Annotated in this window: 31 protein-coding genes; 17 read left to right on the top strand and 14 right to left on the bottom strand. The window is 65.0% G+C overall.

Annotated features, from left to right (window positions below):
* Positions 1-4 precede the first annotated feature (4 nt).
* Genes KHP60_RS13430 through dnaQ form a run of 4 tightly spaced genes read left to right on the top strand, consistent with a single transcriptional unit; the run spans position 5 to position 2,821 of the window.
* Positions 5-622 carry a Maf family protein gene (locus KHP60_RS13430; protein WP_213564805.1) on the top strand — a complete coding sequence of 206 codons (618 nt, stop codon included), beginning with the start codon at positions 5-7 and terminating at the stop codon, positions 620-622.
* 13 nt (positions 623-635) lie between these two features.
* Positions 636-1,484 (top strand): shikimate dehydrogenase, encoded by an 849-nt coding sequence (locus tag KHP60_RS13425; protein ID WP_213564802.1) that lies wholly within the window; start codon positions 636-638, stop codon positions 1,482-1,484.
* The gene (coaE, locus tag KHP60_RS13420; RefSeq protein WP_213564801.1) at positions 1,481-2,086 is read left to right on the top strand and encodes a dephospho-CoA kinase; all 606 of its coding nucleotides are present in this window, start codon (positions 1,481-1,483) and stop codon (positions 2,084-2,086) included. Before KHP60_RS13425 ends, coaE begins: the two co-directional genes overlap by 4 nt.
* A 15-nt stretch (positions 2,087-2,101) precedes the next feature.
* Positions 2,102-2,821 carry a DNA polymerase III subunit epsilon gene (gene dnaQ / locus KHP60_RS13415; protein ID WP_213564799.1) on the top strand — a complete coding sequence of 240 codons (720 nt, stop codon included), beginning with the start codon at positions 2,102-2,104 and terminating at the stop codon, positions 2,819-2,821.
* A 252-nt stretch (positions 2,822-3,073) separates the two neighbouring features.
* Here dnaQ and secB read toward each other — a convergent pair whose 3' ends face one another.
* Positions 3,074-3,553 (bottom strand): protein-export chaperone SecB, encoded by a 480-nt coding sequence (gene secB, locus KHP60_RS13410; RefSeq protein ID WP_213564798.1) that lies wholly within the window; start codon positions 3,551-3,553, stop codon positions 3,074-3,076.
* Positions 3,554-3,816: 263 nt separating this feature from the next.
* Here secB and KHP60_RS13405 point away from each other — a divergent pair, with 263 nt between their 5' ends.
* The 5 genes from KHP60_RS13405 to KHP60_RS13385 all read left to right on the top strand — a co-directional run bounded on the left by KHP60_RS13405 (position 3,817) and on the right by KHP60_RS13385 (position 7,756).
* Entirely contained in the window at positions 3,817-4,539 is a 723-nt protein-coding gene (locus tag KHP60_RS13405; RefSeq protein WP_213564797.1) for a Tim44/TimA family putative adaptor protein, read from the top strand.
* A complete protein-coding gene (locus tag KHP60_RS13400) occupies positions 4,536-5,705 on the top strand; it encodes a murein transglycosylase A (protein WP_213564796.1) in 1,170 nt (389 codons plus the stop codon). Before KHP60_RS13405 ends, KHP60_RS13400 begins: the two co-directional genes overlap by 4 nt.
* Entirely contained in the window at positions 5,702-6,268 is a 567-nt protein-coding gene (locus KHP60_RS13395) for a Smr/MutS family protein (RefSeq protein ID WP_213564795.1), read from the top strand. The genes KHP60_RS13400 and KHP60_RS13395 overlap by 4 nt, the downstream gene beginning before the upstream one ends.
* Before the next feature lie 4 nt (positions 6,269-6,272).
* A complete protein-coding gene (locus KHP60_RS13390) occupies positions 6,273-6,692 on the top strand; it encodes a helix-turn-helix domain-containing protein (RefSeq protein WP_213564794.1) in 420 nt (139 codons plus the stop codon).
* 62 nt (positions 6,693-6,754) lie between these two features.
* Complete coding sequence (locus KHP60_RS13385) at positions 6,755-7,756, top strand: adenosine kinase (protein ID WP_213564793.1); 1,002 nt, start codon at positions 6,755-6,757, stop codon at positions 7,754-7,756.
* A gap of 112 nt (positions 7,757-7,868) precedes the next feature.
* Here KHP60_RS13385 and KHP60_RS13380 read toward each other — a convergent pair whose 3' ends face one another.
* Positions 7,869-8,390: a YidH family protein gene (locus tag KHP60_RS13380; protein ID WP_213564791.1), complete on the bottom strand. Its 522-nt coding sequence runs from the start codon at positions 8,388-8,390 to the stop codon at positions 7,869-7,871.
* A gap of 301 nt (positions 8,391-8,691) precedes the next feature.
* On the opposite strand from KHP60_RS13380, the gene KHP60_RS13375 reads away from it, so the two are divergent.
* Complete coding sequence (locus tag KHP60_RS13375) at positions 8,692-9,756, top strand: DUF2279 domain-containing protein (protein WP_213564790.1); 1,065 nt, start codon at positions 8,692-8,694, stop codon at positions 9,754-9,756.
* A gap of 28 nt (positions 9,757-9,784) precedes the next feature.
* On the opposite strand, the gene coaA is transcribed toward KHP60_RS13375, so the two are convergent.
* The 8 genes from coaA to hisB form a co-directional block, all read right to left on the bottom strand.
* Positions 9,785-10,762 carry a type I pantothenate kinase gene (gene coaA, locus KHP60_RS13370; protein WP_213564789.1) on the bottom strand — a complete coding sequence of 326 codons (978 nt, stop codon included), beginning with the start codon at positions 10,760-10,762 and terminating at the stop codon, positions 9,785-9,787.
* Between the two features lie 21 nt (positions 10,763-10,783).
* Entirely contained in the window at positions 10,784-11,104 is a 321-nt protein-coding gene (locus tag KHP60_RS13365) for a phosphoribosyl-ATP diphosphatase (RefSeq protein WP_213564788.1), read from the bottom strand.
* A gap of 7 nt (positions 11,105-11,111) precedes the next feature.
* Positions 11,112-11,861: a type I methionyl aminopeptidase gene (gene map / locus KHP60_RS13360; protein WP_213564787.1), complete on the bottom strand. Its 750-nt coding sequence runs from the start codon at positions 11,859-11,861 to the stop codon at positions 11,112-11,114.
* A 51-nt stretch (positions 11,862-11,912) separates the two neighbouring features.
* Positions 11,913-12,734, bottom strand: a complete 822-nt coding sequence (gene hisF, locus KHP60_RS13355; RefSeq protein ID WP_213564786.1) for an imidazole glycerol phosphate synthase subunit HisF — start codon at positions 12,732-12,734, stop codon at positions 11,913-11,915.
* Positions 12,734-13,486, bottom strand: coding sequence for a 1-(5-phosphoribosyl)-5-[(5-phosphoribosylamino)methylideneamino]imidazole-4-carboxamide isomerase (gene hisA, locus KHP60_RS13350; protein WP_213564785.1), 753 nt, complete (start codon positions 13,484-13,486; stop codon positions 12,734-12,736). Before hisA ends, hisF begins: the two co-directional genes overlap by 1 nt.
* The gene (gene hisH / locus KHP60_RS13345) at positions 13,474-14,124 is read right to left on the bottom strand and encodes an imidazole glycerol phosphate synthase subunit HisH (protein ID WP_213564783.1); all 651 of its coding nucleotides are present in this window, start codon (positions 14,122-14,124) and stop codon (positions 13,474-13,476) included. The genes hisA and hisH overlap by 13 nt, the downstream gene beginning before the upstream one ends.
* The gene (locus KHP60_RS13340; protein ID WP_213564781.1) at positions 14,121-14,612 is read right to left on the bottom strand and encodes a DUF2628 domain-containing protein; all 492 of its coding nucleotides are present in this window, start codon (positions 14,610-14,612) and stop codon (positions 14,121-14,123) included. Before KHP60_RS13340 ends, hisH begins: the two co-directional genes overlap by 4 nt.
* Before the next feature lie 72 nt (positions 14,613-14,684).
* Positions 14,685-15,272, bottom strand: a complete 588-nt coding sequence (gene hisB / locus KHP60_RS13335; RefSeq protein ID WP_213564780.1) for an imidazoleglycerol-phosphate dehydratase HisB — start codon at positions 15,270-15,272, stop codon at positions 14,685-14,687.
* A 179-nt stretch (positions 15,273-15,451) separates the two neighbouring features.
* On the opposite strand from hisB, the gene hslV reads away from it, so the two are divergent.
* The 4 genes from hslV to KHP60_RS13315 all read left to right on the top strand — a co-directional run bounded on the left by hslV (position 15,452) and on the right by KHP60_RS13315 (position 18,765).
* Positions 15,452-15,982 (top strand): ATP-dependent protease subunit HslV, encoded by a 531-nt coding sequence (hslV, locus tag KHP60_RS13330; protein ID WP_213564868.1) that lies wholly within the window; start codon positions 15,452-15,454, stop codon positions 15,980-15,982.
* A complete protein-coding gene (hslU, locus tag KHP60_RS13325) occupies positions 15,979-17,292 on the top strand; it encodes an ATP-dependent protease ATPase subunit HslU (protein ID WP_213564779.1) in 1,314 nt (437 codons plus the stop codon). The genes hslV and hslU overlap by 4 nt, the downstream gene beginning before the upstream one ends.
* Positions 17,293-17,438: 146 nt before the next feature.
* Complete coding sequence (gene nth, locus KHP60_RS13320) at positions 17,439-18,209, top strand: endonuclease III (RefSeq protein WP_213564778.1); 771 nt, start codon at positions 17,439-17,441, stop codon at positions 18,207-18,209.
* Positions 18,210-18,282: 73 nt separating this feature from the next.
* On the top strand, positions 18,283-18,765 hold the full coding sequence (locus KHP60_RS13315) for a BA14K family protein (protein ID WP_249688753.1): 483 nt from the start codon (positions 18,283-18,285) through the stop codon (positions 18,763-18,765).
* Positions 18,766-18,838: 73 nt separating this feature from the next.
* On the opposite strand, the gene KHP60_RS13310 is transcribed toward KHP60_RS13315, so the two are convergent.
* Positions 18,839-19,189 carry a RidA family protein gene (locus tag KHP60_RS13310; RefSeq protein ID WP_213564777.1) on the bottom strand — a complete coding sequence of 117 codons (351 nt, stop codon included), beginning with the start codon at positions 19,187-19,189 and terminating at the stop codon, positions 18,839-18,841.
* 80 nt (positions 19,190-19,269) lie between these two features.
* Positions 19,270-19,884, bottom strand: a complete 615-nt coding sequence (locus KHP60_RS13305; RefSeq protein WP_213564776.1) for a pyridoxamine 5'-phosphate oxidase family protein — start codon at positions 19,882-19,884, stop codon at positions 19,270-19,272.
* A 113-nt stretch (positions 19,885-19,997) separates the two neighbouring features.
* Between KHP60_RS13305 and KHP60_RS13300 the strand changes: the two genes are divergently transcribed.
* Both KHP60_RS13300 and KHP60_RS13295 read left to right on the top strand, forming a co-directional pair.
* The gene (locus KHP60_RS13300; protein WP_213564775.1) at positions 19,998-21,680 is read left to right on the top strand and encodes an adenylate/guanylate cyclase domain-containing protein; all 1,683 of its coding nucleotides are present in this window, start codon (positions 19,998-20,000) and stop codon (positions 21,678-21,680) included.
* Positions 21,681-21,754: 74 nt separating this feature from the next.
* Complete coding sequence (locus tag KHP60_RS13295; RefSeq protein ID WP_213564773.1) at positions 21,755-22,600, top strand: GyrI-like domain-containing protein; 846 nt, start codon at positions 21,755-21,757, stop codon at positions 22,598-22,600.
* A 72-nt stretch (positions 22,601-22,672) separates the two neighbouring features.
* On the opposite strand, the gene pnp is transcribed toward KHP60_RS13295, so the two are convergent.
* Complete coding sequence (gene pnp, locus KHP60_RS13290; RefSeq protein ID WP_213564771.1) at positions 22,673-24,847, bottom strand: polyribonucleotide nucleotidyltransferase; 2,175 nt, start codon at positions 24,845-24,847, stop codon at positions 22,673-22,675.
* Between the two features lie 314 nt (positions 24,848-25,161).
* Positions 25,162-25,431, bottom strand: a complete 270-nt coding sequence (rpsO, locus tag KHP60_RS13285; protein ID WP_173948757.1) for a 30S ribosomal protein S15 — start codon at positions 25,429-25,431, stop codon at positions 25,162-25,164.
* 297 nt (positions 25,432-25,728) lie between these two features.
* Between rpsO and KHP60_RS13280 the strand changes: the two genes are divergently transcribed.
* Positions 25,729-26,265: a ferritin-like domain-containing protein gene (locus tag KHP60_RS13280; RefSeq protein ID WP_213564770.1), complete on the top strand. Its 537-nt coding sequence runs from the start codon at positions 25,729-25,731 to the stop codon at positions 26,263-26,265.
* Positions 26,266-26,375 lie beyond the last annotated feature (110 nt).

The raw sequence follows: 26,375 nt of genomic DNA, 5'->3' as shown, positions 1-26,375 counted from the left end.
AGGCATGCCGGCGCTCTGGACCCATTCCGAAAAGCTGCTTCTCGCCTCCACGAGCGCGACCCGGCTCACGCTGCTCGTGAGTGCGGGTCTTCCCGTCGAGACGCAGAATTCGAATATCGATGAGCGGGCCGTCGAAGAGGCGGCCGCCCATGAGGGGCTCGGACCGCCGGCGCTGGCCGGACGCCTCGCGGCGGAAAAGGCGCTCGCCGTCAGCCGCCGCCATCCGGAACGGGTCGTGCTCGGCGCCGATCAGGTACTCGACAGCGAAGGCGAGGTGTTTCACAAGCCTGCCGACCGTCCGGCGGCGCGGGCGCAGCTGCTGCGGCTGTCCGGACGGCGTCACGCCCTTCATGCGGCCGGCGCCCTCGCCATCGGCGGGCAGGTGGTCGAGCGCTTCTCGGGCAGTGCCCATCTCGCCATGCGGCCTTTGACCGAGGAGGCGGTCGATCTTTATCTCGACCTCGCCGGGCCCGATGTGCTGAAAAGCGTCGGCGTTTACCAGCTCGAAGGATTCGGGGTGCATCTCTTCGAGACGGTCGAGGGAGATCATTCGACGATCCTGGGGCTCCCTCTCCTTCCGCTTCTCGCCGCCCTGCGCCGTCTCGGCTGCCTGGCTCTTTAAGGACTGTCTCTGAATGACGAAGGCCTTCGTCGTCGGCCATCCGATCAAGCATTCCCGCTCGCCCCTGATCCACGGGTATTGGCTCGATCGATACGGGCTCGACGGCTCCTATGAGCGCATCGATGTAGCGCCTGTGAATTTCGGGGATTTCCTGAAGAGTGTCCGATCCCAGGGCTTCGCCGGCGGCAATGTCACCATTCCCCACAAGGAGATGGCTTTCTTAAGCGTCGAGCGCCGCACCGCGCAGGCGGAGCGCGTGGGCGCCGTGAACACCCTCTGGTTCGAGGGCGGCCTGCTCTGGGGCGACAACACCGACGTCACCGGCTTCATGGCCCATCTGGATGCGAGCCTGGGGACGGGCTGGGAACGGGATGTGGAAACGGCGCTCGTGCTCGGCGCCGGCGGAGCCGCCCGGGCCGTGGTGGCGGGTCTCCAGAACCGGCCTTGCAAGCGCATCTTCGTGGCGAACCGCACCCTGTCGAAGGCCGAGGACCTTGTCCGCGATCTCAGGCCTGCCAGCCCTGTCGGTCTGGAGACCTCGGCCTGGGAGGCCCTCGGGCGGGTGCTCCCGCACGCCCAGCTCATCGTCAACACCACCTCGCTCGGCATGGCCGGGCAGCCGCCGCTTGCCCTCGATCTGGCCAAGGCGCCGCGCAACGCCGCCGTTGCGGACATCGTCTATGTTCCGCTCGAGACCCCCCTTCTCGCCGCCGCGGCCGCGCATAACCTGAGGACTGTCGACGGCCTCGGCATGCTGCTGCATCAGGCGGTGCCGGGTTTCCGGCGCTGGTTCGGCGTGACGCCGGAGGTGACGCCCGAGCTGCGGGCGTTGATTCTGGCCGACATCGAGGCCCGGACATGACCTTCGTGCTCGGCCTCACCGGCTCCATCGGCATGGGAAAATCGGCCACCGCCGACCTCTTCCGCCGGCTCGGCGTTCCAGTCCACGATGCCGACGCCACCGTGCACAGGCTCTATCGCGGCCGCGCCGCGCCGCTGATCGAAAAGGCTTTTCCAGGTACTGTCATCGATAGAGCCGTCGACCGGGCCCGCTTAGGCGCTGCCGTCCTGGACAAGCCTGAGCGCATGAAGCAATTGGAGGCGATCGTGCATCCGCTCGTGCGGGAGGAGGAGGAAAGCTTTCTCGAGAGCGTCGCGGCCCTTTCGCCGGTGGCGGTGCTGGACATCCCGCTTCTGTTCGAGACCGGCGGCGAGGCGCGCTGCGATGCGGTTCTCGTCGTCACCGCGCCTGCGGCTGTGCAGCGCGCCAGGGTGCTCGCCCGTCCGGGCATGACGGAGGCGAAATTCCATGCCATTCTGGCCCGGCAGATGAGGGACGAGGACAAGCGCGCCCGCGCCCATTTCCTGGTCGATACCAGCCGCGGCTTTGCCTCCGCCGAAGCCCAGGTGCGATCGATCCTCGCCTGTCTCGCCGGCCGCCCGGGCCGACGCCGCCATTTTTGAATGAAGAGTTTCGTGATGTTGCGTGAAATCGTTCTGGATACCGAAACCACCGGCACGGATCATGCCAAGGGCGACCGGGTGATCGAAATCGGCTGCGTCGAGCTTCTCAACCACATCCCGACAGGCAAGAGCTATCACGTCTACATCAACCCGGAATGTCCGGTCTCGCCCGGCGCCTTCGCGGTGCACGGGCTCTCCGACGAGTTTCTCAAGGACAAGCCCGTCTTCGCAGCCGTCGCGGACGAGTTCGCCGAGTTCGTCCGCGATGCGCGGCTCGTCATTCATAACGCCGCCTTCGACATCGGCTTCCTCAATGCGGAATTCGCCCGCACCGGGCACACGCAGTTCAACCTCTCCGATGCGATCGATACGCTCAGCATGGCCCGGCGCAAGCATCCGGGTGCGGCGAACAACCTCGATGCGCTCTGCACGCGCTACGGGATCGACAATTCCCGGCGCACCAAGCACGGGGCGCTCCTCGACGCGGAAATCCTGGCCGAGGTCTATATCGAACTGATCGGCGGCCGGCAGGTCGGCTTCGACCTGTCGCTGCGGCCCGCCGCACGGAGCCGTGCTGCGCAGGGTCAGATTGCGGCGCAAGATGCCCGTCCGCGGACCCTGATCTCGCGGCTGACCGAAGCCGAGCGCGCGGCGCACGAGGCCTTCATCCAGTCGCTGGGACCCAACACCCTCTGGCGCGAATATCTCGGCGAGACCACGCCCGAGGCGTCTTAAGGACAATCATCCCGCAGCCTCATCCTGAGGAGCGCTGCCGCCTTGAACCTCTCACCCGTCATGGCCGGGCTTGTCCCGGCCATCCCGATGCTGTGAGGCGCTGCGCTCGTCCGATTGGGATCACCGGCACAGGGCCGGTGATGACGTGGAGGGTGAATGGCCGGCCAGTCTCTGAAGAGGTCTGCGCACATAAAAATCGGGCGAGACGGAAACCGCCTCGCCCGATCGGAAATCCGAAATGTAGCCGGTCGCTTACGACAGGGTCTGGCCGCCGTTCGGCTGACCCTGCACCTCGGCCGCGCGCTGGCGGTAGAGGGCCACGAAATCGATCGGGTCGATGTAGAGGGGCGGGAAGCCGCCGTTGCGCACCGCATCGGCCACCATCTGGCGGGCGAAGGGGAACAGCAGGCGCGGGCACTCGATCATCACCACCGGGTGCAGCTGCTCCTGCGGGATGTTCTGGATCCGGAACACGCCCGAATAGGTCAGCTCGAAGGCGAACAGCACGTCCTTGCCGCCGATCTTGGCATCCCCCTCGAGGGTGAGGTCGACCTCGAAATCGGCCTCGGCCAGCTGCTTGGCGTTCACATTGACCTGCAGGTTGATCTGCGGGCCTTCCGATTGCTGCTGCAGGGAGCGGGGGGCGTTGGGGTTCTCGAAGGAGAAGTCCTTGCAGTACTGCGCGAGGGCGTTGAGCGCGGGCGCTCCGTTGGTTGCCGGATTCTCGGCCATGGGTTCTATGCTCCCTTAGGGGTGTCTTGTCGGGCCCGGACGAAACACGTCGTCAGGCAAAGCGCCGGCTCGCTTCGGGCCATGGGTCTTCGCGCTATCAGCTTCTCCTACACGAAGCAAGATTTGAGCCGACTCATTCGCTTGTCGGGGGCAGAGGTGGATGTTACGACCTCAGGACCCCATATGCGAAGGATGACACCTTCGCCTCCTCGACACAACGCCCGGCGACAACCGGGCGCGGGCAGGCTCACAACGGATCGACGATGCAGGATTCCTTCGACATCACGACCCTCATTTTTATTGTACTGGCCGTTTTCGTGATCTGGCGTCTGCGCTCCGTTCTGGGGCAGAAGACCGGCAGCGAGCAGCCGCCTTTCGACCCGATGTCGCGCCGGGATGCGCCTCTTCGTCCCGGCAACGCGCCGGCCGAGCCGGATCACAATGTGGTGCGCCTGCCCGGCGCCAACGGCGCCCGTCCGGCCGCCGAGGTGCCCTCGGCCGAGCGCTGGAAAGGCATCGCCGAGCCCGGGACGCCCATGGCCCAGGCCCTCGACGGCATTGCCCGTGCCGAGCCGAACTTCAACCCGGCCGAGTTCCTGGAAGGCGCCAAATCCGCCTATGAAATGATCGTCACCGCCTTCGCGCAGGGTGACCGCAAGATCCTCAAGGATCTTCTCGCGAGGGAGGTCTACGAAGGCTTCGAGCGAGCGATCTCCGAGCGGGAGCGCCGGGGCGAGACGGTGGAAACCACCTTCGTGTCCATCGACAAGGCCGAGATGGCCGGGGCCGAGCTCCAGGGCAAGACGGCCCAGATCGTGGTGCGCTTCCTCTCCAAGCTCATCACGGCGACCCGCGATGCCTCCGGCACCGTGGTCGACGGCAGCCCTGAGACCGTGGCCGACGTCACCGATGTATGGACGTTCGCCCGCGCGCTCGGCAGCCGCGATCCCAACTGGCAGCTCGTGGCCACCGAAGCGGGGCAATGAGGCATGCCGGGCGGGTCCTTCTCGCTTGCTCTCTCGTCTGGGCGCTGAGCGTGTCCCCCGGAGCGGCATCGGCCCTGAAGGATCTGGCGCGCCTCGAACCCCTGCCCTTCCAGAGCCTTGCCGGGTGGGAGACGGACGATCACGCCGCTGCCTTCCAGGCCTTTCTGCGCTCCTGCCGGGCGCTCGATGCCGGTGCCGCGGCGCTGCGGCCGGCTCAGGCGCTTCAGGGAGACCTCCTGGCCATCTGCCGCGAGGCCTTGAAGACGCCTGGTCCGAACAAGCTCGAGGCCCGGCGCTTCTTCGAGACGCATTTTCAACCTGTCGCCGTCATGCCCCATTCCGGCAACGGCTTTCTCACCGGCTATTACGAGCCCGAATTCCAGGGTTCGCGCACGCCCGACGCCACCTATCGCGTCCCCCTGCTCGACCAGCCCGAGGACCTCGTCACGGTTCCACAGGGCGACACCCTACCCGGCCTCGACAAGGGCCTCCAGGCCGCCCGGCGCACCGGGCAAGGCTACGAACCCTATCCCGACCGCGCCGCCATCGAAGAGGGAGCCTTGGGCTCTCTTGCCAAGCCGATCGTTTACCTGCGCGAGCCGGGCGAGGCCTTCATCATCCATGTCCAGGGCTCGGCCCGCATCCGCCTCGACGACGGCTCGGTGATGCGCGTGGCCTATGCCGGCCGCAACGGGCGGCCCTACACCTCCATCGGCCGCCTCCTGGTGCAGCGGGGCGAGATGGATCTGGAGACCATGACGCTCGAAAAGCTCATAGGCTGGCTGAAAAGCCATCCCGAGCCCGCCAAGGCCCTCATGCACCAGAACCAATCCTACATCTTCTTCCGCGAGGCGAGCGAGCTCGCCCCCGAGGACGGGCCCATCGGCGGCGCGGGCACGCCGCTCGTGCCCGGCCGGAGCCTTGCGGTCGACCGTTCCCTCTGGGCCTATGGGCTGCCCGTCTGGCTCGACGGGCAATTGCCGCTCACGCTCGCCCGGACCGAGCCCCTGCGGCGGCTGATGATCGCGCAGGATACGGGCTCGGCCATCGTCGGCCCGGCGCGGGGCGATTTCTTCTTCGGCAGCGGCGAGGAGGCGGGGCGCCGGGCCGGCCTCCTGCGCCATGCCGTGCGCTTCGTGGTTCTGCAGCCCAAACCCCGTTCATGACCAAGAGAAGCCGAACCCGCCAGCTCAGCTCCGAGGAGAAGCGGCTCTGGTCCCATGTGGCCAGGCACGTGAAGCCCATGAAGGGCAAGCGCCTGCCGCCCGAGCCGGAACAGGGGGACAAGCCCGCCACGGCCCCTGCCCCGCCCGCCGCGCCGACCCTCGTCCTGCCCCCGCTCCCACCCCCGGCGAAACCGGCCCTGCCCCCGCTCGCGCCCGTGGAGCGCAGGACGCTCCAGGCCCTCCGGCGCGGCCGCAGGGACGTGGACAGCGTCATCGACCTGCACGGGATGCGCCAGGAGGAGGCCCATTTCGCCCTCCTGCATTTCCTGCATCGGGCGCAAAGCTCCGGACATGGGCTCGTTCTGATCATCACCGGCAAGGGCGGCGCGGCCGTCGGCAGCGGCATGTTCGAGGAACGAGGGGTGCTCCGGCGCATGGTGCCCCATTGGCTTCGCCTGCCCGATCTTCGCCCCCTGGTGATCGGCTTCGAGGAAGCCTCTGCCCAGCATGGCGGATCCGGTGCACTCTATGTCAGGCTCCGCCGGGGGCGGGGCGCGGGATGAGGACATGACCCCCTTCGGCGAACGGGTGCGGCAGCTGCGTCGCGAGCGCGGGCGGATGTTGAAGGACATGGCCGCTCATCTGGGCGTGTCGAGCGCCTATCTCTCGGCGCTGGAGCGCGGCGAGCGCGGCAAACCCACCTGGGCCCTGATTCAGGGGGTCCTGCAATATTTTCACATCATCTGGGACGAGGCCGACGAGCTCGCCCGCCTTGCGGACCTGTCCGATCCGAAGGTGAAGATCGACACGGCCAACACCGATCCCGCGGCGACCCTTCTTGCCAACCGCCTGGCCCGGGAGATCCGCGGGCTCACGCCCGAGGAACTCGATCAGATGATCGCCGTCCTCGATCAGGCTCAGGAGCGCGAGCGCAAGGCGGCTTGTGCCATTCCAGGCGACGCCCAGGCACCCGTCTCACCCCGGTAGGAGCTTGACCTCCCTCACCGTGGATGCGAAAGCGCCCCGTCTTTCCCCAATTCCGGTGGCTCATGTCCCAAACCCGTATCGACGTCCTCACCCTCGGCAACGCCATCGTTGACGTGCTCGCCCACACGGACGAGGCCTTCCTCATCCAGAAGAAGGTCCATAAGGGCGCCATGCAGCTCATCGACGAGGCCCGCGCGGAGGAGCTTTACGGCGACATGGGTCCGGCGATCATCGTGTCGGGCGGCTCGGGTGCCAACACGGCCGCGGGCGTGGCCTCCTTCGGGGTCAAGGCGGGCTTCATCGGCAAGGTCAAGAACGACGAGACGGGCAAGCTCTTCGCCCACGACCTCAAGGCCATCGACGTGCATTACGACGTCGCCCTGGCCCAGGACGGTCCGGCCACGGCGCGCAGCTTCATTCTGGTGACGCCGGACGGCGAGCGCACCATGAACACCTATCTCGGCGCCTGCCAGAACCTGACCCCCGACGACGTGAACCCGGATACCGTGCGCGCCTCCTCGATCGTCTACCTCGAAGGCTATCTCTGGGACCCGCCGGCTGCCAAGGAGGCCTTCCGCAAGGCCGTGAGGATCGCCCACGAGGCCGGCAACAAGGTGGCGCTGACCCTCTCGGACGCCTTCTGCGTCGACCGCTACCGCGACGAATTCCTCGGCCTCATGCGCGACGGCAGCCTCGACATCCTCTTCGCCAATATCCACGAATTGCAGAGCCTCTACGGCACCTCCGATGCCGACACCGCATTGGCTGCCTTCCGCGAGGAGAACGTGCTCGGCGCGATCACCCGCTCGGCGGACGGGGCGCTGATCGTCAGCCGCGGCGAAACCAGGGCCGTGCCGGCCTTCCCCGTGGAGCGCGTGGTCGACACCACCGGCGCCGGCGATCTCTTCGCCTCCGGCTTCCTCGCGGGCCTCGTCAAGAACCTCGACCTCACCGACTGCGCCCGCCTCGGAGGTCTGGCCGCTGCCGAGATCATCAGCCACCTGGGCGCCCGCCCGCAGATGAACCTGCGCGAGATGGCGCAGCAGGAAGGGCTGCTCTCGTAAGGATCGCCCTCGCCGTCATGGCCGGCCCTGTGCCGGCCATCCTGATCGGAAAAGCACGGCGCTTCAATCGATCGAGATCACCGGCACGAGGCCGGTGATGAGGACCGGGCGCTCAATCCCCGCCCGTCTGCCCGAACCACAGCCCGAACAGGGCCGCGAGCGAGACGAGCGCGAGAAAGCCGTTGAACAGAACGAGCAGGAATGGCGGAATCCTCTGCACGTCCGGATGAGGGGGCTGCGAGCCCGTGAAGATCTGACGCCAGACGGCGGAGGCGAAGCAGAAGGCGCTGAAGAGGATCAGGACCGAGCCGGTGGAGAGGATCATCCAATCCGGCACCACGCCCTCCAAGAGCTTCTTCGCGCCGATGCCGGAGGCGAGCGAAGCGAGCCCTGTCCGGACCCAGGCCGCATAGGTGCGCTCGGCGGCAAAGACCGTGCGGTTGGCGGCCAGCTCCGTGCGCCGGTCGGCGCTGTCCTTCATCTGCACGCTGGCCGTGGCCGTGGTCTTGGCTGCAGCCTGGGTGTGTTCGGCGGCCTCCTGCGTCTGCTCGGCGGCTTCCTGGCTCTGGGTTGCCGCTTCCTTGGCGTGCTCGGCGCTGCGCTTGAGCTTTTCCTCGACCGGCTGCGTGGCCATGTGTCCTCCATTCCTCTGAAGGCACAACGCCCAAGGTTATGAAATGGTTGGGGACACCTAAAACGCCGGACCTATCAGCGGATTCACTTTTGGAAATCAGTGCCGATGCACCTTCTCTCGACTGGCGCATCATTGAGCGCGGACTTTCGGTCCCACCGTGACGGCCTTTGCGCCTTAAGACTCTGTTGACGTTCACCGGCGCGTTCCGTCCGCTGCGGCAGATCGCTTCCGCCAAGGGGGTTGTGTTCCGCCACCTGCCATAGAAAGGTGATACCAGGGGGCTCTGGAAGAGGATCGGCCAATGCGGGTGGTCGCCTTCGTCGCTTGCCTTGCCATCCTGGGCGCGGTTCTGCGCCCTGAGACATCCCTGGCGCAACCGAGCGGACCATCGGAACTCCGCCCCATGGCCCGAGCAAAGGGGCAATCTGCGAGAACGCCGGCGGTCGCGGCCGGCACGGCTATGCCGACCACGCAAGCGAGTCTCGGAGCAGCTCCGGTCCCTCCGACATTCTACTCATTCAGCCAGCTGGGCGATCATCTGCATGCGATCCGGTGGGAGCTGGCCCTCGTTGGAGCAGGATTTGCCGTCGTCGGATTCAAGGACTGGGACTGGGGCAACACTTCCGGGTTTCAGACCATCGAAGAGGGATGGTTTTCCAAGAACACGCGCCACGGCGGAATGGACAAGATCGGCCACTCCTTCTCGACTTATGTCATCGCCGACCTCCTGACAGACAGGATTCGCGCCAATGCGTCGAATCCCATGGGCGCCCCGATCACAGCCGCACTCGTCGCATTCAGCATCATGGGCCTTGCCGAAACGATGGACGGCTTCACCGGCCGGCACCGCTTCTCGCGCGAGGACATCGTGGCCAACGGCGTCGGTGCGCTCTTCTCCGTGTTCCGGAATACCATTCCCGGGCTGCGGGAGAAGCTGGACTGGCGCTTTATGTACACGCCCGCAAGCTATGAACGTCCCGGCATCACAGGAGAGAACGGCATCCTCCCGCCATACGAGCGCCAGCGCTACATCATGGCTCTGAAGGGCAGCGGATTCGAAACACTCAAGAACACGCCGCTGCGCTATGCCGAATTGCACGCCGGTTTCGATGCGCGCGGTTTCGAGGAGAAGGAGCGGGCGCTCGGCTATCCGATCGAGCGATCCTTCTATGTCGGGATCGGGCTGAATCTCAACGAGGTGCTCTTCGGAACGGGCCCCAATCCGAATTTCGCCCGGTACAGGGACACGCTTCCCGGCTGGGCAGCCCGCAAGACGCTCGAATATGTCCAGGTGCCCTACACGTCCGTTTACGCCAAGAGCCGCTTCTCGACGGTGCGCCGCGTGGGCACGACCCTCCAGGACTAGCGCATCATGTAAGCTTTGGACCCGATGCTCAGAGCCGTCTCAGCGCCACCGTCTCGATCCGATGGCTCGGGCCCTTCTTCAGGATCAGGCTCGCCCGCTGGCGGGTCGGAACGATGTTTTCCTGCAGGTTCACCAGGTTGATGCGGTTCCACAGCCCGTCCGCGATGGCGATGGCCTCCGCCTCCGCGAGTTCCGCATAACGCCGGAAATAGGACAGCGGATCACGGAAGGCCGTGTGGCGCAGGCGCAGGAACCGGTTCACGTACCAGCGGTGCAGGTCCTCCTCGTCGGCGTCGATATAGACCGAGAAGTCGAAGAAATCGGACACGAAGGGAATGGCCGTGCCGTCCTTGGGCATGCGCGCGGGCTGGAGCACGTTCAGCCCTTCGACGATCAGGATGTCCGGCCGGTCGACCGTCGTCTCCTCGCCGGGCACCACGTCATAGACCAGGTGGGAATAGAGCGGCGCCTTCACGTTTCGCTTGCCGGCCTTGATGTCGGCGAGGAAGTGCAGGAGCTTTCCCGTGTCGTAGCTCTCCGGAAAACCCTTGCGCTCCATCAACCCGAGCCGCGTCAGCTCCGCATTGGGCAGGAGAAAGCCGTCCGTGGTGACGAGGTCGACCTTCGGCGTGTTGGGCCAGCGGGCGAGAAGCGCCTTGAGCACGCGGGCCGTGGTGGATTTGCCGACCGCGACCGAGCCCGCCACGCCGATGATGTAGGGCACCTTCTCCTGATGCTCCGCGAGGAGGAAGCGCTGGGTCGCCTTGAACAGGCCTTGCGTGGCCGCGACGTAGAGGGACAGGAGGCGCGAGAGCGGCAGGTAGATCGCCGCCACCTCGTCGATGGAGATCGGATCGTTGAGGGATTGCAGCCGCATGACCTCGTCGGCGGTCAGCGTCATCGGCGCGTCGGCCCGCAGCTTGGCCCATTCGTCGCGCGAGAAGGTGCGATAGGGCGAGAGGCCATCGTCGTCCTCGGCGGTGGACATCAGGTTAGGCTGGTCCATGCGAACCACCTCTTTCCATTTTTAAGTCTTGCGCGCGGCCTTCTCCGCAAGACCCGACTGCGCCGTGCGGCGCTCCAGTTCGGCCATGACGTCACTTAGCGGAATGTTCGCGCCCTGCAACACGACCAAAAGATGATACAGCACGTCCGCGACTTCCGCCGTGAGATTCCGCCGGTCGCCCTCGACGGCCGCGATGGCGGCTTCCACCGCCTCCTCGCCCAGCTTCTTGGCCGCTTTGGCCGGCCCGCCCGCGATCAGCTTGGCCGTATAGGATTCGGTCGCCGGCGCTGCGGCGCGTTCGGCCACGATGCGGGCGAGGTCGTCGAGGGTGAACGTGGTCATGATCGCATCATCCCGGCAGGGTCAAGACGAGGGGGCCATTGCGGGTTGCAACGACCGTGTGTTCATACTGGACCGTGAGCGCGCGAGGCTGGCTGAGCAGGGTCCAGGAATCGTCACCGTCCTCGGCCCATTCCGCCCCCAGGGACAGGAACGGCTCGACGGTGAAGACGAGCCCCTCCTCCATGATCCGGTGCTCCGAGCGGTCGGGCCAGGTGGCGATCTCCTTCGGCTCCTCATGCAGGGAATGGCCGATACCATGGCTCGCCAGGTTGCGGACGAGGGTATAGCCGTTCTTCTGCGCAAATTTTCCGATGGCTTCGCCGATTCCGGCCATCGGCCTGCTGGAGCCGACCTGGCGCAAACCGATCCACATGGCGCGGCGCCCGTCCCGGCACAGGCGCCTGATGGCATTGGAGATCGGCGGCACCGCAAAGGAAGCGCCGGTATCGGCATAAACCCCATTCTTTTCCGCCGAGATATCGATATTGACGAGATCGCCCGCCTCGATCCTGCGAGATCCGGGAATACCATGGGCGATCTGCTCATTCACGCTGATGCAGGTCGCGCCAGGGAAGCCGTAAGCCAGTTCGGGGCCAGGTATGGCGCCGGCTTCCTCAAGAAGTCGACGGCCGATTGCGTCGAGTTCAGCGGTCGTCATTCCCGATTCCAGCGCCGCACCCATGGCCTCAAGGGTATTGGCGACGATCCTGCCGATTTCCTGCAGCTTGATGAGGTCTTCGTCACTGGAAACGGTCAATATCCTGATGCTTTCTTGTTTGATGCATCCTTGGGTTCGGAAACAACGCTTCTACGACAAGGTCATGCCCGTTGCTCGGGCCGAAGCATTCTGCGCCGGCTCGTCGAGCCGCATCTTCAGGCCCTTGTCGGCCATGTAGCCCTTGGCCTCGCCGATCGTGTGCGTGCCGAAGTGGAAGATCGAGGCGGCGAGCACGGCGCTGGCATGGCCCTTCTCGACGCCGTCGACCAGGTGGTCGAGATTGCCGACGCCGCCGGACGCGATGACCGGCACGGAGACCGCATCTGCGATGGCGCGCACGAGGGCGAGGTCATAGCCGCCCTTGGTGCCGTCCCGGTCCATGGAGGTGACCAGAAGCTCCCCTGCCCCGCGTTCCGCCACCTGCCTGGCGAACGCGATGGCGTCGAGGCCGGTGGCATTGCGCCCGCCATGGGTGAAGATCTCCCAGCGCGGCTCTTCACTTGTCGCCGAGACCTTCTTGGCGTCGATGGCGACGACGATGCATTGGTTGCCGAATTTTTCGGAAGCCTCGCGCACGAAATCCGGGTTCTTCACCGCGGCGGTGTTGATCGAGACCTTGTCGGCCCCGGCGAGCAGGAGCCTGCGGATATCCTCCACCGTGCGGACGCCGCCGCCGACGGTGAGCGGCATGAAGCAGGCCTCCGCCGTACGCTGCACCACGTCGAGCAGAATCCCCCTCGCCTCGTGGCTCGCGGTGATGTCGAGAAAGCACAGCTCGTCGGCCCCGGCGGCATCGTAGGCCTTCGCAGCTTCCACCGGATCGCCCGCATCGACGAGGTCGACGAACTGCACGCCCTTCACGACGCGCCCGTCCTTCACATCCAGGCAGGGAATGAGACGCACTTTGAGCATCAGGCAGGTTCCTTGCGCACGGAGCGGAGCAGCGCCAGCGCTTCTTCCGGATCGATGCGTCCGTCATAGAGGGCACGGCCGGAGATGGCGCCGTCGAGGACGGCGCAATCGGGTTGGGTCAGGCGCTCGATATCGGCCATGGAGGCAAGGCCTCCCGAGGCGATGACCGGGATCGAAACGGCGCGGGCGAGCCCCAAGGTCATCGGGAAGTTGAGGCCTTTGAGAATGCCGTCGCGGGCGATGTCGGTGTAGATGATGGCGGCGACGCCCGCATCCTCGAACCGGCGGCCGAGCTCTTCCGCCGACAGGGTCGAGGTCTGGGCCCAGCCCTCGACGGCGACCAGCCCGTCCTTGGCGTCGATGCCGACCGCGATCTTGCCCGGATGGAGGCGGGCGGCCTCCCGCACGAAGGCGGGATCGCGCACGGCGGCCGTGCCGATGATCACCCGGGACACGCCCTTCCCGAGCCAGCCCTCCACGGTCTTCATGTCGCGGATGCCGCCGCCGAGCTGCACGGGAATTTTCACCCGCTTCAAGATTTCCTCGACGGCCGCCGCATTCATCGGCTTGCCGGCGAAGGCGCCGTCGAGATCGACCACGTGCAGCCACTCGAAGCCCTGAGCCTCGAAGGTGGCGGCCTGGTCGGCCGGGTCGTCGTTGAATACGGTGGCCTGGTCCATGTCGCCCTGGACAAGGCGGACGCAGCGGCCCTCTTTGAGATCGATGGCAGGATAAAGGATCACGGGCGCCACCTCAAAAAATTGGCGATGAGCTTGAGGCCGAGCGCCTGGCTCTTTTCCGGATGAAACTGGGTGCCGACGAGATTGTCCCGTCCGACGATAGCCGTGACCGGGCCGCCGTAATCGGCAGTGGCGACCACGTTGGCCGGATCTGTCGGGGAGAGCGCATAGGAATGCACGAAATAGGCGTGCAATCCGTCCGGCCCGGTCGGGATGCCGTCGAGCAATGGATGCGGCTTGACCTGGGTCAGCGTATTCCAGCCCATATGGGGGATCTTCAGGTGAGGATCGCTCGGCTGGATGGGCTTTACGTCGCCGTGGATCCAGTCGAGGCCGTAGCTCGTGGTGTGCTCGAGACCCCGTGTGGCCATGAGCTGCATGCCGACGCAGATGCCGAAGAACGGACGCTTGTCCTCGTGGACGCGCCGCTGCAGCACTTCCACCATGCCGTGCACGGAATCGAGGCCGCGGCGGCAATCGGCGAAGGCGCCGACGCCCGGCAGCACGATCCGGTCGGCCGTGGCGACGAGGGTCGGGTCGGACGAGACCGAGATGGCAAGGTCGAGCTCCGCCTCCCGGGCCGCCCGCTCGAAGGCCTTGGCGGCGGAGTGCAGGTTGCCGGACCCGTAATCGATGATGACGACGCTCACCGGGGACGCTCCGCATCGGGGAAGAGACCGATCACCGGCTCGGACCTTCGTGGGATGGGCAGGACGCCTGAGGGCGCCGGGTTGCGGGGCAGGGAGGGCGGCCTGGCCTCGAGCCAGCGGGCAAAGGCCTTGGCCTCCGCCTCGTCCTGGTCGGCACCCGCCACTGCATCGACCGCCGGGCGGCCATGGCGCGCGAGCGTCCAGCGCCGCAGGCTGTTGGCCTCAAGGCCGATCAGGCTCTGCAGCAGAAGCTGAGCCACGGTGCCGGCGAGCGGATGCACGTCGAGTACGGCCAGGATGCCGCCGAAGGCGAAAACGAGGATCAGAACGGCAAAGCCCGCAAGCCACAGCCGGTGAAAGAAGAACCACAGGAAGGTGAAGAAGAAGGCTCCCCAGGAGAAGGCGTCCTTCACGAGCTCGGATTCATCCAAAGCGCTCGGGTCACCCGGCCGCGCATCGCGCGGGAGGTGCAGGGTATAGGTGGTCATGGCGACGTTTCCTCGGACCTTACCGATGAGGTGACGCTGGCGTACCCGCCGGACAAGGCTTCTTGAACGGATTTAGAGCGTACCCTTGGTGGAGGGAATGCGGCCCTCTTCCCCCGGGTCCAGTGCCACCGCCTGACGCAAGGCCCGTGCCAAGCCCTTGAAGCAGCTCTCGGCAATATGGTGGCTGTTCTCGCCGTAGAGCGTTTCCACGTGCAGGGTCAGGCCCGCATTGATGGCAAACGCCTGATGGAACTCGCGCACCAGTTCGGTGTCGAAAACGCCGATCTTCTCCGTCGGGAAGGTGGTCCGGAACACCAGGAAGGGGCGGCCCGATATGTCGAGGGCGACGCGCGTCAAGGTCTCGTCCATCGGACAATGGATGTCCGCATAGCGCGAGATGCCCTTTTTATCGCCAAGCGCCTGCAGGATGGCCTGCCCGAGCGCGATCCCGGTATCCTCGGTCGTATGATGCTGGTCCACATGCAGGTCGCCGGTCACCTTCACGGTGAGGTCGAAGAGACCGTGTCGGGCAAACAGTTCGAGCATATGGTCGAGGAAGCCGACCCCCGTGGAGATCTCGGCCTTGCCGGTGCCGTCCAGGGCAATCGACAGGGCGACATCGGTCTCGGCGGTGCGACGGCTGACGCTCGCGGAGCGCATCATCAAAATCCTTTGCGGAACAAGAGACCGGGCCTTCTAGCAAGCCACGGCGAGAAATACCACCCGCGTTGCTTTTGGCCGATCAGTGATTAAGTCAGGCCTTGAAACGGCCCTGACCGCCCCCGATTCTGCCCGCCCGCCGGAGTTTGACCCTCGTGTCCGAAGACGCTACCCCCCGCATGCATGCCACTACGATCCTCATGGTCCGCAAAGGCGGCCGCGTCGTCATCGGCGGCGATGGTCAGGTCAGCCTCGGCCAGACCGTCGTCAAGGGCAACGCGCGAAAAGTCCGCCGCCTCGCCAAGGGCGGCGTGATCGGCGGCTTTGCCGGCTCCACGGCCGATGCCTTCACCCTGTTCGAGCGCCTCGAGGCCAAGCTCGAGCAATATCCCGGGCAGCTCACCCGGGCCTGCGTCGAGCTTACCAAGGACTGGCGTACCGACCGGTACCTGCGCCGCCTGGAGGCGATGATGCTCGTCGCCGACAAGGAGGTGGGCCTGCTGCTCTCCGGCGCCGGTGACGTGCTGGAGCCCGAAAACGGCATCATGGCCATCGGCTCCGGCGGCAATTATGCCTTGGCTGCCGCACGCGCCCTGGCCGATGCCGAGATGGATGCGGAAGCCATCGTGCGCCGGTCCCTCGCCATCGCGGCAGAGATCTGCGTCTACACCAACTCGAATATTGTCATTGAGACTTTGGACATCGAATGACCACGTTTTCTCCCCGCGAAATCGTTTCCGAACTCGACCGCTACATCGTCGGCCAGAACGACGCCAAGCGTGCGGTCGCCATCGCGTTGCGCAACCGCTGGCGCCGGCAACAGCTCGAAGGTAGCTTACGTGAGGAAGTCGCGCCGAAGAACATTCTGATGATCGGCCCGACCGGCTGCGGCAAGACCGAGATCTCGCGGCGCCTCGCCAAGCTCGCGGGTGCGCCGTTCATCAAGATCGAGGCGACCAAGTTCACGGAGGTCGGCTATGTCGGTCGCGACGTGGAGCAGATCGTGCGCGATCTCGTGGAGATTGGCATCGGCCTCGTGAAGGACGAACGCCGCCGTCAGGTTCAGGCCAAGGCGCATGTGGCGGCGGAGGAGCGCGTGCTCGATGCGCTCGTCGGCTCCACGTCCAGCGCGGCAACCCGCGATTCCTTCCGCCGCAAGCTGCGTGCCAACGAACTCGACGACAAGGAGATCGAAGTCGAGCTGCAATCGGGCGGAGGGCAGGGGATGCCGATGTTCGATATCCCCGGCATGCCCGGCGCATCGGTGGGCGCGATCAATCTCTCCGACATGTTCGGCAAGGCCTTCGGCGGAGGACGGGCGAAAACGCGCCGCACCACCGTGCGCGAGGCCTATGACCCGCTCGTGACGGAGGAGGCCGACAAGCTGCTCGATCAGGACGCCATCGTGCAGGAGGCGCTGCGCCAAGTGGAGAACAACGGCATCGTGTTCCTCGACGAGATCGACAAGATCTGCGCCCGAGAAAGCCGCGGCGGAGCCGACGTGTCCCGCGAGGGCGTGCAGCGCGATCTGCTGCCACTGATCGAAGGCACCACCGTGTCGACGAAATACGGACCGGTGAAGACCGATCACATCCTCTTCATCGCGTCCGGCGCCTTCCATGTGTCCAAGCCGTCGGACCTGCTGCCCGAACTGCAGGGCCGGTTGCCGATCCGCGTCGAACTCGCGCCGCTGACGGTGGAGGATTTCAAGCGCATCCTCACGGAGACCGAAGCGAGCCTGATCAAGCAATCCGTGGCGCTGATGCAGACCGAGGGCGTGAGCCTGGTCTTCACGGACGATGCCATCGACGCGCTCGCGCAGGTGGCTGTCGACGTGAACAACTCGGTCGAGAACATCGGCGCCCGCCGCCTGCAGACGGTGCTGGAGCGGGTGCTCGACGATGTCTCGTTCACGGCGCCGGACCGTTCGGGCGAGACGGTGACCATCGACGCATCTTACGTGCGTGGCGAGGTGGAGACGCTGGCGAAGAACACGGATCTGAGCCGGTTCATTCTATGATGCGGACAAGCACGACGTCATGGCCGGGCCTGTCCCGGCCCTCCCGGTGATGTGAAGCGCCGCGCTTTGCGAATCCGGATCACCGGCGCAAGGCCGGTGATGACGGGAATGTGGAACCACTTTCCCGATTCGCGACTTGCACCGGGATGAATCCGGACCTGCAGGATCTGAAAGCGAAGGCGCTGATCATCCACCAGCGCCTCTGCGAGGTCTATGGCTGCCCGATTCCCTATTTCCATGCCCTCGATCCGTTGAGCGAGCTGATCTCGTCGCTGCTGTCCCATCGCACCCGCAACGCGGATTCGGGCCGCGCCTTCAAGGCGCTCAAGGCCCGCTATGCCGATTGGTGCGCGATGATGAACGCGCCGACGGAGGACGTCGAGGAGGCGATCCAGGGCGTGACCTGGCCGGAGCAGAAGGCACCACGCCTGCAAGCGGTGCTGCACGCTATCGAGGAGCGGCATGGCAGCCTCTCGCTCGATTTTCTCGATGCCATGCCGGTCGCGGAGGCGAGGGCGTGGCTCGAGAGCATTCCGGGAATCGGGCCGAAGACCAGCGCGGCGGTGCTGTCGTTCTCGATGCTGCGCAAGGCGGCTCTTCCCGTCGACAGCCATCATCATCGGGTCGCGCAGCGCACCGGCCTCATTCCACAATCGACAGCGGTTGGGCCGTCCCACGCGGCGCTCGCCGCCCTGCTGCCCGAGGAGTGGGACGCACAACAGGTCTATGACCACCATGAGGTCATGATGCTGCACGGCCAGCGCTGCTGCTTCTTCAAGAGCCCCGCGTGTGAGCGTTGCGCGGTACTCGATCTCTGCCCGACAGGGCAGGGGCGGGTGGAGGGCAGGCGGGCGGCTTCCTTGAAGACTGACAGTGTGGCGCAGGATCATCAATCCTCACGTTCCCGCGAGAGGTAGAGCGAAATTCTTCAAAAGCGGAACGACCCGCGGGTTTCCCGCGTTCGCCCCCCACGATTGAAGGAGTTAGCTCATGCGTAAGTTTGTCATGGCTGCCATCGCCACGGCAGCCCTCGGTACCCTTGGCCTTGCCGCTCCGGCCTCTGCCGCCGAGGCGCAGACGGCGCCGGTGAATGAACTCGTTGCGGCCCTGAAGAAGGGCGAGGTTCAGTCCGATTACGTTCAGTATCGCCGCCATTACCGCGGCGGAGGTGCCCGGTACGTGGATCGCGGGCGTTACCGCGGCAATCGCTACGGCTATGGCGGTCCGCGCCGCTATTATGGTTCACGTTATGGCTACTATGGACCGCGCTACTACCGGCGCGATTATGGCTCGGCCGCTGCAGCGGGTGCGATCGGTCTTGCCACCGGCGCCATCATCGGCGGCGCCATCGCCCAGTCGCAGGCCGCTCCAGCCTATGGCGGCAACGCCTACTGCGCCCAGCGCTTCAAGTCCTACGACCCGGCTTCGGGCACCTATCTCGGCTACGATGGCCGGCGCCATCCCTGCCCGTAATGGAATCGACGCTTGAATGAACGAAGCGGGCCCCTGGGCCCGCTTCTTTTTGGAACCTTGCGTTCTCGCGATCTTACTTCGCCGCGATGACGGCGATCTCGACCTTGAAGGCCGGAGCCGCGAGCTTCGCCTCGACGGTGGCGCGGGCAGGCGCGTTGCCGGCCGAGACCCAGGCGTCCCACACCGCGTTCATCTCCTGGAACGTGCTCATGTCGGTGAGCCAGATATTGGCCATCAGGATCTTCGACTTGTCGGTGCCGGCTTCAGTCAGCAGGCTGTCGATGATCGCGAGGATTTCCTTCGTCTGCTCGGTGACGCTCTGCCCGGCGCTCTGGCTGGCGACCTGGCCGGCGAGATAGACGGTATTGCCGTGAACGACGGCGCCGCTCATGCGGGGGCCGGGCTTGATGCGTTGGATCGTCATGGAATGTCCTTGTGCGTTTTCCAGAACAGGTGAGATCTGCCTTTTCGGGGGCAGGGGACTTCAGGTCAAGAGCGTCGGCTTCAGTAGAGGGTCATACGCTGCCTCTCCGGCAACTCCCTGTCATAGGCCTCGCCGCCGACCTGGTCGTTCGACAAGGCCGCGAGGATCTGGCCGGGGCTCGGCAAAGAGCCGCGCGCCACATGCTTCTTCGGATTCCACAGCTCCGAGCGCAGGATGGCGCGGGCACACTGAAAAAAGACGGTCTCGACCGTGATCGCGATGACCGATTTCGGCGCCTTGCCGTCGATGGCGAAGCTTTCGAGCAGGGACGGTTCGACCGAGATCACCGCACGCCCATTGACGCGCAGGGTCTCGCCGATGCCCGGAATCAGGAACAGCAGGGCCGCGCTCGGATCGCGCACGATGTTGCGCAGGGAATCGATGCGGTTGTTGCCGCGACGGTCCGGCAGCAGCAGGGTTTTCTCGTCCTGCACCCGCACGAAGCCCGGCCCATCGCCGCGGGGCGAGCAGTCGAGTCCCTCCGGCCCCCGCGTCGCCAGCGCCACGAACGGCGCGGCCTCGATGAAGGCCCGGTATTCGGGCACGACCCGATCCGTCTCCTTCAGGAGCGAGCCTTTGCTGATCTCGCCGTAAAGGGCTTCAAGTTCCGTGATGCTGGAAATGATATGAGACATAGGATTCGAGCCGGTGCAGGGATCGTGATTTGACAATCCGCACCTTGGTGCAACTGCATAGCAGCAGGCAAGCCGGAATGCGTGTGACGGCGAAACCGAAGTGAAAGACGTGTATGAAGAGCCTGCAAGGCAAAGTAACACCTGAAGCACCCGCCTCCGAGATCACGATCCGGACGCGCGAGATCCGTCTGGTGACGGGACTGGTGCTAGCAGCCTTTCTGCTCACCCATTTTTCCAATCATGCCCTCGGCCTCGTCTCGATCGAGGCCATGGAAACCGGACGCTCCTGGTTCAACCGCCTGTGGCGCAATCCTGTCGCCACGGTGCTTCTCTACGGCTCGGTTCTCACACATTTCCTGCTGGCCATGCTGGCGCTCTACCGGCGGCGGACCCTGCGCATGCCTGTTCGCGAGGCGGCGCAGCTGGCTTTAGGGGTGAGCTTGCCGTTCCTGATCATCGCCCACGTGGTCGGCACCCGGATCGAATGGGCCGTGACGGGGCACGATTCAGGCTATCCTGAAGTGGTCCGCAATCTCTGGATCCTCAGTCCCGAAGCCGGGGCCCGTCAGGCGATCACCCTGATCATCGCCTGGCTGCATGGATGCTTCGGGATCTACTTCTGGCTACGCCCGAAACCCTGGTTCCCGCAGCTCGCGCTGCTTCTCTACACGGGCGCCATTCTCGTCCCGGTTCTCGCATTGCTCGGCTTTGCGGAGGCGGGGCGGGAAATCGCGGAAGCGCCCGAGCAGCTGACCCAAATTCCGGACCCTCCCGCGTCCGACATCCTGCCGATGGTCGCGCCGGGCCTCTATGCCTTCTTCGGGGGACTGCTCGCGGCCACGATCGCCGCCCGCTTCGTCCGCAGCGGATGGCTGTGGTCGCGGCGGGTGCGCGTCTTTTACCCGAACGATCAGGTTGCGACCGTGCCGCAGGGCTTCAGCGTGCTGGAGGCAAGCCGCATCGCTGGCATCCCGCATATCTCGGTCTGCGGCGGGCGCGGCCGTTGCTCTACCTGCCGGGTGCGGGTGCTCGAAGGCCATCAGAGGCAACCGCCGCCCTCCGCCCAGGAGCGGGGCACGCTCGCGCGCATCAAGGCCGGCCCCCATGTGCGGCTCGCCTGCCAGTTCAGGCCGACTCACGACGTCTCGGTGGTGCCGATCCTGTCCACCGGACGCAACGGCGTGACCTCGCTGGTGCGCGGCGGCAGGGCCCAGGGGCAGGAGCATGAGATCGCCGTGCTGTTCTGCGACCTGCGCGGCTTCACGAGCCTTGCTGAGCAGCGCCTGCCCTTCGACACGGTCTTCATCCTCAACCGGTATTTCGAGGCGGTGGGCGAATCTGTCGAGGAGGCGGGAGGCTATATCGACAAGTTCATCGGCGACGGCGTGCTGGCCCTCTTCGGGCTCAAGACCTCGCCGCAGCAGGCGGCGAAGCAGGCGCTCGATGCGGCGCTGCGGATCAAGGCGGCGCTCGTGCATCTGAACCGGGAATACGAGAGCGAGTTCGAGCACCCGTTGAAAATCGCCATGGGGCTTCATGCCGGTCCGGCCATCGTCGGGCAGATGGGCTACGGCCAGGCCACGAGCCTGACTGCCGTGGGCGACACCATCAATGCCGCAAGCCGCCTCGAAGGGCTCGCCAAGGAGCTCAACGTCGAACTCGTCATCTCCGAGGACCTCGCCACCCGCGCCGGCCTCGACCTCTCCGACCGCGACTGCCAGATCATCCAGATCAGGGGGCGGGCTGCGCCCTTGGGAAGCTGGATCATCCCGGAGGCGGAGAGCCTCGCCCCCTGACGAAAAGAGCAGGATTTATCAAAAGCGTTCCGCTTAAGGTTGGACCAACGACCTTGAAGACGGATTGCCGCACGATGGAACAAGCGGCTTCGGAGAGCTATGCCGGCCGCCTCATGCGGGTCTCATCCTATATCCACGATCATCTCGATGAGGAACTCAACCTCGATGTGCTGGCCGATATCGCGTGCCTTTCAACGCATCACTGGCATCGGATCTATCATGCTCATTTCGGGGAAACGGTTGCCGCCACTGTCCGGCGTCTGAGGCTGCAGCGCGCCGCCGATCTGGCCCATACCAGCATGCCGATCATGAAAGTGGCAGGGCGGGCCGGCTACGACAGCCAGGCCTCGTTCACCCGCGCCTTCAGCGCCGCCTTCGGCTTGCCACCCGCGAAGTATCGCGAGGTCGGCAGCCATTCCGTCTTCAAAGCAAAAACGCCACAAGGAGTTCATGCCATGTACGATGTCGGCATCACGCCCGTTGCACCCAAGACCCTGATCGCCGTCGAGCACCGCGGTTCCTATATGGCCATCGGCAGGAGCTTCGATCTGCTCTTCACGACGCTCGCGCGACGCAACCTGATCCGACCGGACCTGGGCATAGTGGGCGTGTATCTCGACGATCCGATGAGTGTTCCCGAAGCCGAATTGAGATCGCAGGCCTGTGTCGTCGCGGATGAATCCATAGCTGTCAAAGCACCCCTTTTCAGCTCGCTTATCGAGGGCGGAGATTATGCGGTGCTGAAATACAAAGGTCCCTATGGCGACATGCGCGCGGCCTATGACTGGCTCTATGGTCAGTGGCTGCCGTCGTCCGGCCGCGAGGCCGCCGATGCCCCGGTCTTCGAGGATTATCTCAACAGCCCGCGCGATACGCTACCGACGGAGCTACGGACGGATATCTATCTCCCGCTGAAGTAAGATTCTTCCAGCGGGCAAAGAAAAGGCGCGGTTCAAAACCGCGCCTTTTCTGTTCTCAATCAGGCTGAAACCTTACTCGCCGGCAGCCTTCTGCTGATCGCGCTGGGCGCGTTCGGCGTCGCGCTCGGCCTTGAGCTGCTCGGTGATGTCTTCGCCAGTGTCCTGGTTGACGACCTTCATGGAGAGGCGGACCTTGCCGCGCTCGTCCATGCCGAGGAACTTCACCTTCACCTTGTCGCCCTCTTTCACCACATCGGTGACCTTGCCGACCCGGTTCTTGGCGAGCTCGGAGATGTGGACGAGGCCGTCGCGGGAACCGAAGAAGTTCACGAAGGCGCCGAATTCCATCACCTTCACGACCGTGCCCTCGTAGATCGTGTTGATCTCGGGCTCGGCCACAATGGAGCGGATCCAGTTATAGGCTGCTTTGATCGACTTGCCGTCGGCCGAGGCGATCTTGATGAGACCGTCGTCGTTGATGTCGATCTTCGCGCCGGTCTTCTCCACGATCTCGCGGATGACCTTGCCGCCCGAACCGATGACTTCGCGGATCTTGTCGACCGGGATCTGCATGGTCTCGATGCGCGGAGCATGCTCGCCGAGTTCGGCGCGCGGAGCGGTGAGCGCCTTGTTCATCTCGGCGAGGATGTGCGTGCGGCCGGCCTGAGCCTGCTCGAGCGCCACGCGCATGATCTCTTCCGTGATGCCGGCGATCTTGATGTCCATCTGGAGCGAGGTGATGCCCTGCTCCGTTCCGGCCACCTTGAAGTCCATGTCGCCGAGGTGATCCTCGTCGCCGAGAATGTCGGACAGGACCGCGAAGCGCTCACCCTCGAGGATGAGACCCATGGCAATGCCCGCCACCGGACGGCGCAGCGGCACGCCTGCATCCATCAGCGCCAGCGAGGCGCCGCAGACGGAGGCCATGGAGGAGGAGCCGTTCGACTCGGTGATCTCCGACACGACGCGGATCGTGTAGGGGAAGTCGTGAGCCGCCGGCAGCATCGGGTGGATGGCGCGCCAGGCGAGCTTGCCGTGGCCGATCTCGCGGCGGCCGGGCGAGCCCATGCGGCCGGTCTCACCGACGGAATAGGGCGGGAAGTTGTAGTGCAGCAGGAAGGTTTCCTTGCGGGTGCCTTCGAGCTGATCGATGAACTGCTCGTCCTCGCCGGTGCCGAGCGTGGTCACGACCAGCGCCTGGGTCTCGCCGCGGGTGAACACGGCCGAGCCGTGGGTGCGCGGCAGGATGCCGACTTCCGACTGGATCTGACGAACGGTCTTGAGATCGCGGCCGTCGATGCGGGAGCCGGTGTCGAGAATGTTCCAGCGCACGACCTTGGCCTGGACTTCCTTGAAGGCAGCCTTGACTTTCTCGGGATCGAACCTGGGCTCGCCGTCGGCGGGAAGCAACTCGGCCATCACCTTCGCCTTCACGGCGTCGACGGCGGCATAGCGGTCCTGCTTCTTGGTGATTCTGTAGGCTTCGCGCAGGTCCTTCTCGGCGATGGCGAGAACGGCCTGCTCGACCTCGGACATGTCCGCGGGCTGGTAGTCGCGCGGCTCCTTGGCGGCCTTTTCGGCGAGGCGGATGATCGCCTCGATCACCGGCTGGAAGTGCTTGTGGCCGAACATCACGGCGCCGAGCATCACATCCTCGGCCAATTCCTTCGCCTCGGATTCGACCATGAGCACGGCGTCGGCGGTGCCGGCGACCACGAGGTCGAGGGAGGTCTGGTCCATCTCCTGCAGCGGCGGGTTCAGCTTGTACTGGCCGCCGATATAGCCGACGCGGGCCGCGCCCACAGGACCCATGAAGGGGACGCCCGAGAGGGTGAGAGCGGCGGAAGCCGCCACCATGCCGACGATGTCGGGATCGTTCTCGAGATCGTGCGAGAGCACGGTCACGACGACCTGGGTGTCGTTCTTGTAGCCCTCGACGAAGAGGGGGCGGATCGGACGGTCGATGAGGCGGGAAACCAGGGTTTCCTTCTCGGTCGGACGGCCTTCGCGCTTGAAATAGCCGCCCGGAATGCGGCCGGCGGCATAGGTGCGCTCCTGGTAGTTCACCGTGAGCGGGAAGAAGTCGAAGCCCGGCTTCGGCTCCTTGGCCGAAACCACGGTGGCAAGAACGGTGGTCTCACCGTAGGTGGCGACGACGGCGCCGTCGGCCTGACGGGCCATCTTGCCCGTTTCGAGCACGAGCTTGCGCCCGGCCCAGATCAGTTCTTCGCGTTGAATATCGAACATGGCATGTCTTTCATGACAGCGGGGCGGGGGCTCGATGCCATGAGCAAGACGGCGAGAGGCTCGCGCCGGCGGGTGAAACCGCCTCACAAGCCCCTTGCGATCCTGCCATGGTCATCGTGTCTGCCGCCTCCTTAGAAAACACCGGGACGTGGATCGTCTTAACCGGTGCCGGAGCGAGGTGCCCGGACCTTGTCCGAGCGTCCGCTCCATTCGTGTTTGGGCATGATCTGGCCGAAAAACCGGAACTCGCTTTTTCGGACCATGCCCGGAGACCGTCCGGAGCCGGGCTCCGGACGGAAGTTTTCAGATCAAGCTTAGCGGCGGATGCCGAGCTTCTCGATCAGCGTGCGGTAGCGGCTCTCGTCCTTCTTCTTGAGATAGTCGAGAAGCGAACGGCGTGCCGACACCATCTTCAGGAGGCCACGACGGGAGTGGTTGTCCTTCGTGTGGCTCTTGAAGTGGCCGGTCAGGTTGTTGATACGCTCGGTCAGAATGGCGACCTGCACCTCGGGGGAGCCTGTGTCGCCAGCCTTCTGGGCGAATTCCTTTACGAGCGCGTTCTTGCGCTCAGCCGTAATCGACATCGTCATTCCTTTCAGGTTGGTTTTGTTGAGGGACCTTGGCCTTCAGGCTTCAGGTCCGGGGCATCCGGAAGGGCCGGGCCGGGATGTCGTCCAGCGCGGTCCGAACTCGGACGCGTCTTTCAGGGCATAAGCCTCAGAAAAGATGGCGCACCATACACGAAATGCGCCCAAGTGCCAGAGAAATCATTTTTCCCAAGCAGAGCAATAAGATGGCCCGATTGAGCCGATCTCAGCCGGAACAAGTTATCAGCGCCACGGTTGGTGAACGAGACACCCCCAATATAGGAAGTTCAAACCATGGTTGCCACCACAGCCGATCTCGCGTCTTCGGAAACCGTCAAAAACATCTTCATCACCGGCGTTCAGAATGCCCATGCGCTCGAGAAGGAAGCGCTCCAGCTCATGCAGCGTCAGGTGGAGCGTTTCGAGAACTATCCGGAAATGTCGCAGATCCTGCGCACGCACATCGCCGAGACGGAAGGGCAGATCCGCCGCCTCGACGAGATCCTGCACACTTTCGGCGAGGACCGGTCGCTCCTGAAGGACATAGCCACCCAGTTCATGGCCAACATGGCAGCCGCCGGCCACATGCCGATGGCTGACGAGGTGATCAAGAACACCTTCGCCAACCATGCCTTCGAGAATTTCGAGATTGCCGCCTACACGTCCCTGATCGCCATGGCCGAGGCCTCGGGCCATCAGCGATTCATCCCGGCGCTCGAGGAGACCCTGCGCGAGGAGCAGAAAACCGCGCAGCTGATTCGGGACCAGATCGTGCCGATCACCCAGAAGTACCTGATGCGCGAAGCACAGGGTCTAAAGGCGGATCGGTAAGTTTCGCGTTCTTTTTGCGACGTCATGGCCGGGCTTGTTCCGGCCATCCCTGTTCAGAGGAGCACGGCGCTCGTCGGATCTGGATCATCGATACGAGAGCCCCGGGTGGA

Origin of the sequence: Microvirga sp. 3-52, assembly GCF_018383585.1 — a bacterium.
GTDB lineage: Bacteria > Pseudomonadota > Alphaproteobacteria > Rhizobiales > Beijerinckiaceae > Microvirga.
Note: the sequence above shows the minus strand (reverse complement) of the source record. Positions and strands in the feature narration are given on the sequence as shown.

Bases quoted from the DNA above. Each gene is read 5' to 3' on its own strand.
- KHP60_RS13430 (WP_213564805.1), top strand. From the start codon at position 5: ATGCCGGCGCTCTGGACCCATTCCGAAAAGCTGCTTCTCGCCTCCACG.
- KHP60_RS13425 (WP_213564802.1), top strand. From the start codon at position 636: ATGACGAAGGCCTTCGTCGTCGGCCATCCGATCAAGCATTCCCGCTCG.
- coaE (WP_213564801.1), top strand. From the start codon at position 1,481: ATGACCTTCGTGCTCGGCCTCACCGGCTCCATCGGCATGGGAAAATCG.
- dnaQ (WP_213564799.1), top strand. From the start codon at position 2,102: ATGTTGCGTGAAATCGTTCTGGATACCGAAACCACCGGCACGGATCAT.
- secB (WP_213564798.1), bottom strand. From the start codon at position 3,553: ATGGCCGAGAATCCGGCAACCAACGGAGCGCCCGCGCTCAACGCCCTC.
- KHP60_RS13405 (WP_213564797.1), top strand. From the start codon at position 3,817: ATGCAGGATTCCTTCGACATCACGACCCTCATTTTTATTGTACTGGCC.
- KHP60_RS13400 (WP_213564796.1), top strand. From the start codon at position 4,536: ATGAGGCATGCCGGGCGGGTCCTTCTCGCTTGCTCTCTCGTCTGGGCG.
- KHP60_RS13395 (WP_213564795.1), top strand. From the start codon at position 5,702: ATGACCAAGAGAAGCCGAACCCGCCAGCTCAGCTCCGAGGAGAAGCGG.
- KHP60_RS13390 (WP_213564794.1), top strand. From the start codon at position 6,273: ATGACCCCCTTCGGCGAACGGGTGCGGCAGCTGCGTCGCGAGCGCGGG.
- KHP60_RS13385 (WP_213564793.1), top strand. From the start codon at position 6,755: ATGTCCCAAACCCGTATCGACGTCCTCACCCTCGGCAACGCCATCGTT.
- KHP60_RS13380 (WP_213564791.1), bottom strand. From the start codon at position 8,390: ATGGCCACGCAGCCGGTCGAGGAAAAGCTCAAGCGCAGCGCCGAGCAC.
- KHP60_RS13375 (WP_213564790.1), top strand. From the start codon at position 8,692: ATGCGGGTGGTCGCCTTCGTCGCTTGCCTTGCCATCCTGGGCGCGGTT.
- coaA (WP_213564789.1), bottom strand. From the start codon at position 10,762: ATGGACCAGCCTAACCTGATGTCCACCGCCGAGGACGACGATGGCCTC.
- KHP60_RS13365 (WP_213564788.1), bottom strand. From the start codon at position 11,104: ATGACCACGTTCACCCTCGACGACCTCGCCCGCATCGTGGCCGAACGC.
- hisF (WP_213564786.1), bottom strand. From the start codon at position 12,734: ATGCTCAAAGTGCGTCTCATTCCCTGCCTGGATGTGAAGGACGGGCGC.
- KHP60_RS13340 (WP_213564781.1), bottom strand. From the start codon at position 14,612: ATGACCACCTATACCCTGCACCTCCCGCGCGATGCGCGGCCGGGTGAC.
- hisB (WP_213564780.1), bottom strand. From the start codon at position 15,272: ATGCGCTCCGCGAGCGTCAGCCGTCGCACCGCCGAGACCGATGTCGCC.
- hslV (WP_213564868.1), top strand. From the start codon at position 15,452: ATGCATGCCACTACGATCCTCATGGTCCGCAAAGGCGGCCGCGTCGTC.
- hslU (WP_213564779.1), top strand. From the start codon at position 15,979: ATGACCACGTTTTCTCCCCGCGAAATCGTTTCCGAACTCGACCGCTAC.
- nth (WP_213564778.1), top strand. From the start codon at position 17,439: ATGAATCCGGACCTGCAGGATCTGAAAGCGAAGGCGCTGATCATCCAC.
- KHP60_RS13315 (WP_249688753.1), top strand. From the start codon at position 18,283: ATGCGTAAGTTTGTCATGGCTGCCATCGCCACGGCAGCCCTCGGTACC.
- KHP60_RS13310 (WP_213564777.1), bottom strand. From the start codon at position 19,189: ATGACGATCCAACGCATCAAGCCCGGCCCCCGCATGAGCGGCGCCGTC.
- KHP60_RS13305 (WP_213564776.1), bottom strand. From the start codon at position 19,884: ATGTCTCATATCATTTCCAGCATCACGGAACTTGAAGCCCTTTACGGC.
- KHP60_RS13300 (WP_213564775.1), top strand. From the start codon at position 19,998: ATGAAGAGCCTGCAAGGCAAAGTAACACCTGAAGCACCCGCCTCCGAG.
- KHP60_RS13295 (WP_213564773.1), top strand. From the start codon at position 21,755: ATGGAACAAGCGGCTTCGGAGAGCTATGCCGGCCGCCTCATGCGGGTC.
- pnp (WP_213564771.1), bottom strand. From the start codon at position 24,847: ATGTTCGATATTCAACGCGAAGAACTGATCTGGGCCGGGCGCAAGCTC.
- rpsO (WP_173948757.1), bottom strand. From the start codon at position 25,431: ATGTCGATTACGGCTGAGCGCAAGAACGCGCTCGTAAAGGAATTCGCC.
- KHP60_RS13280 (WP_213564770.1), top strand. From the start codon at position 25,729: ATGGTTGCCACCACAGCCGATCTCGCGTCTTCGGAAACCGTCAAAAAC.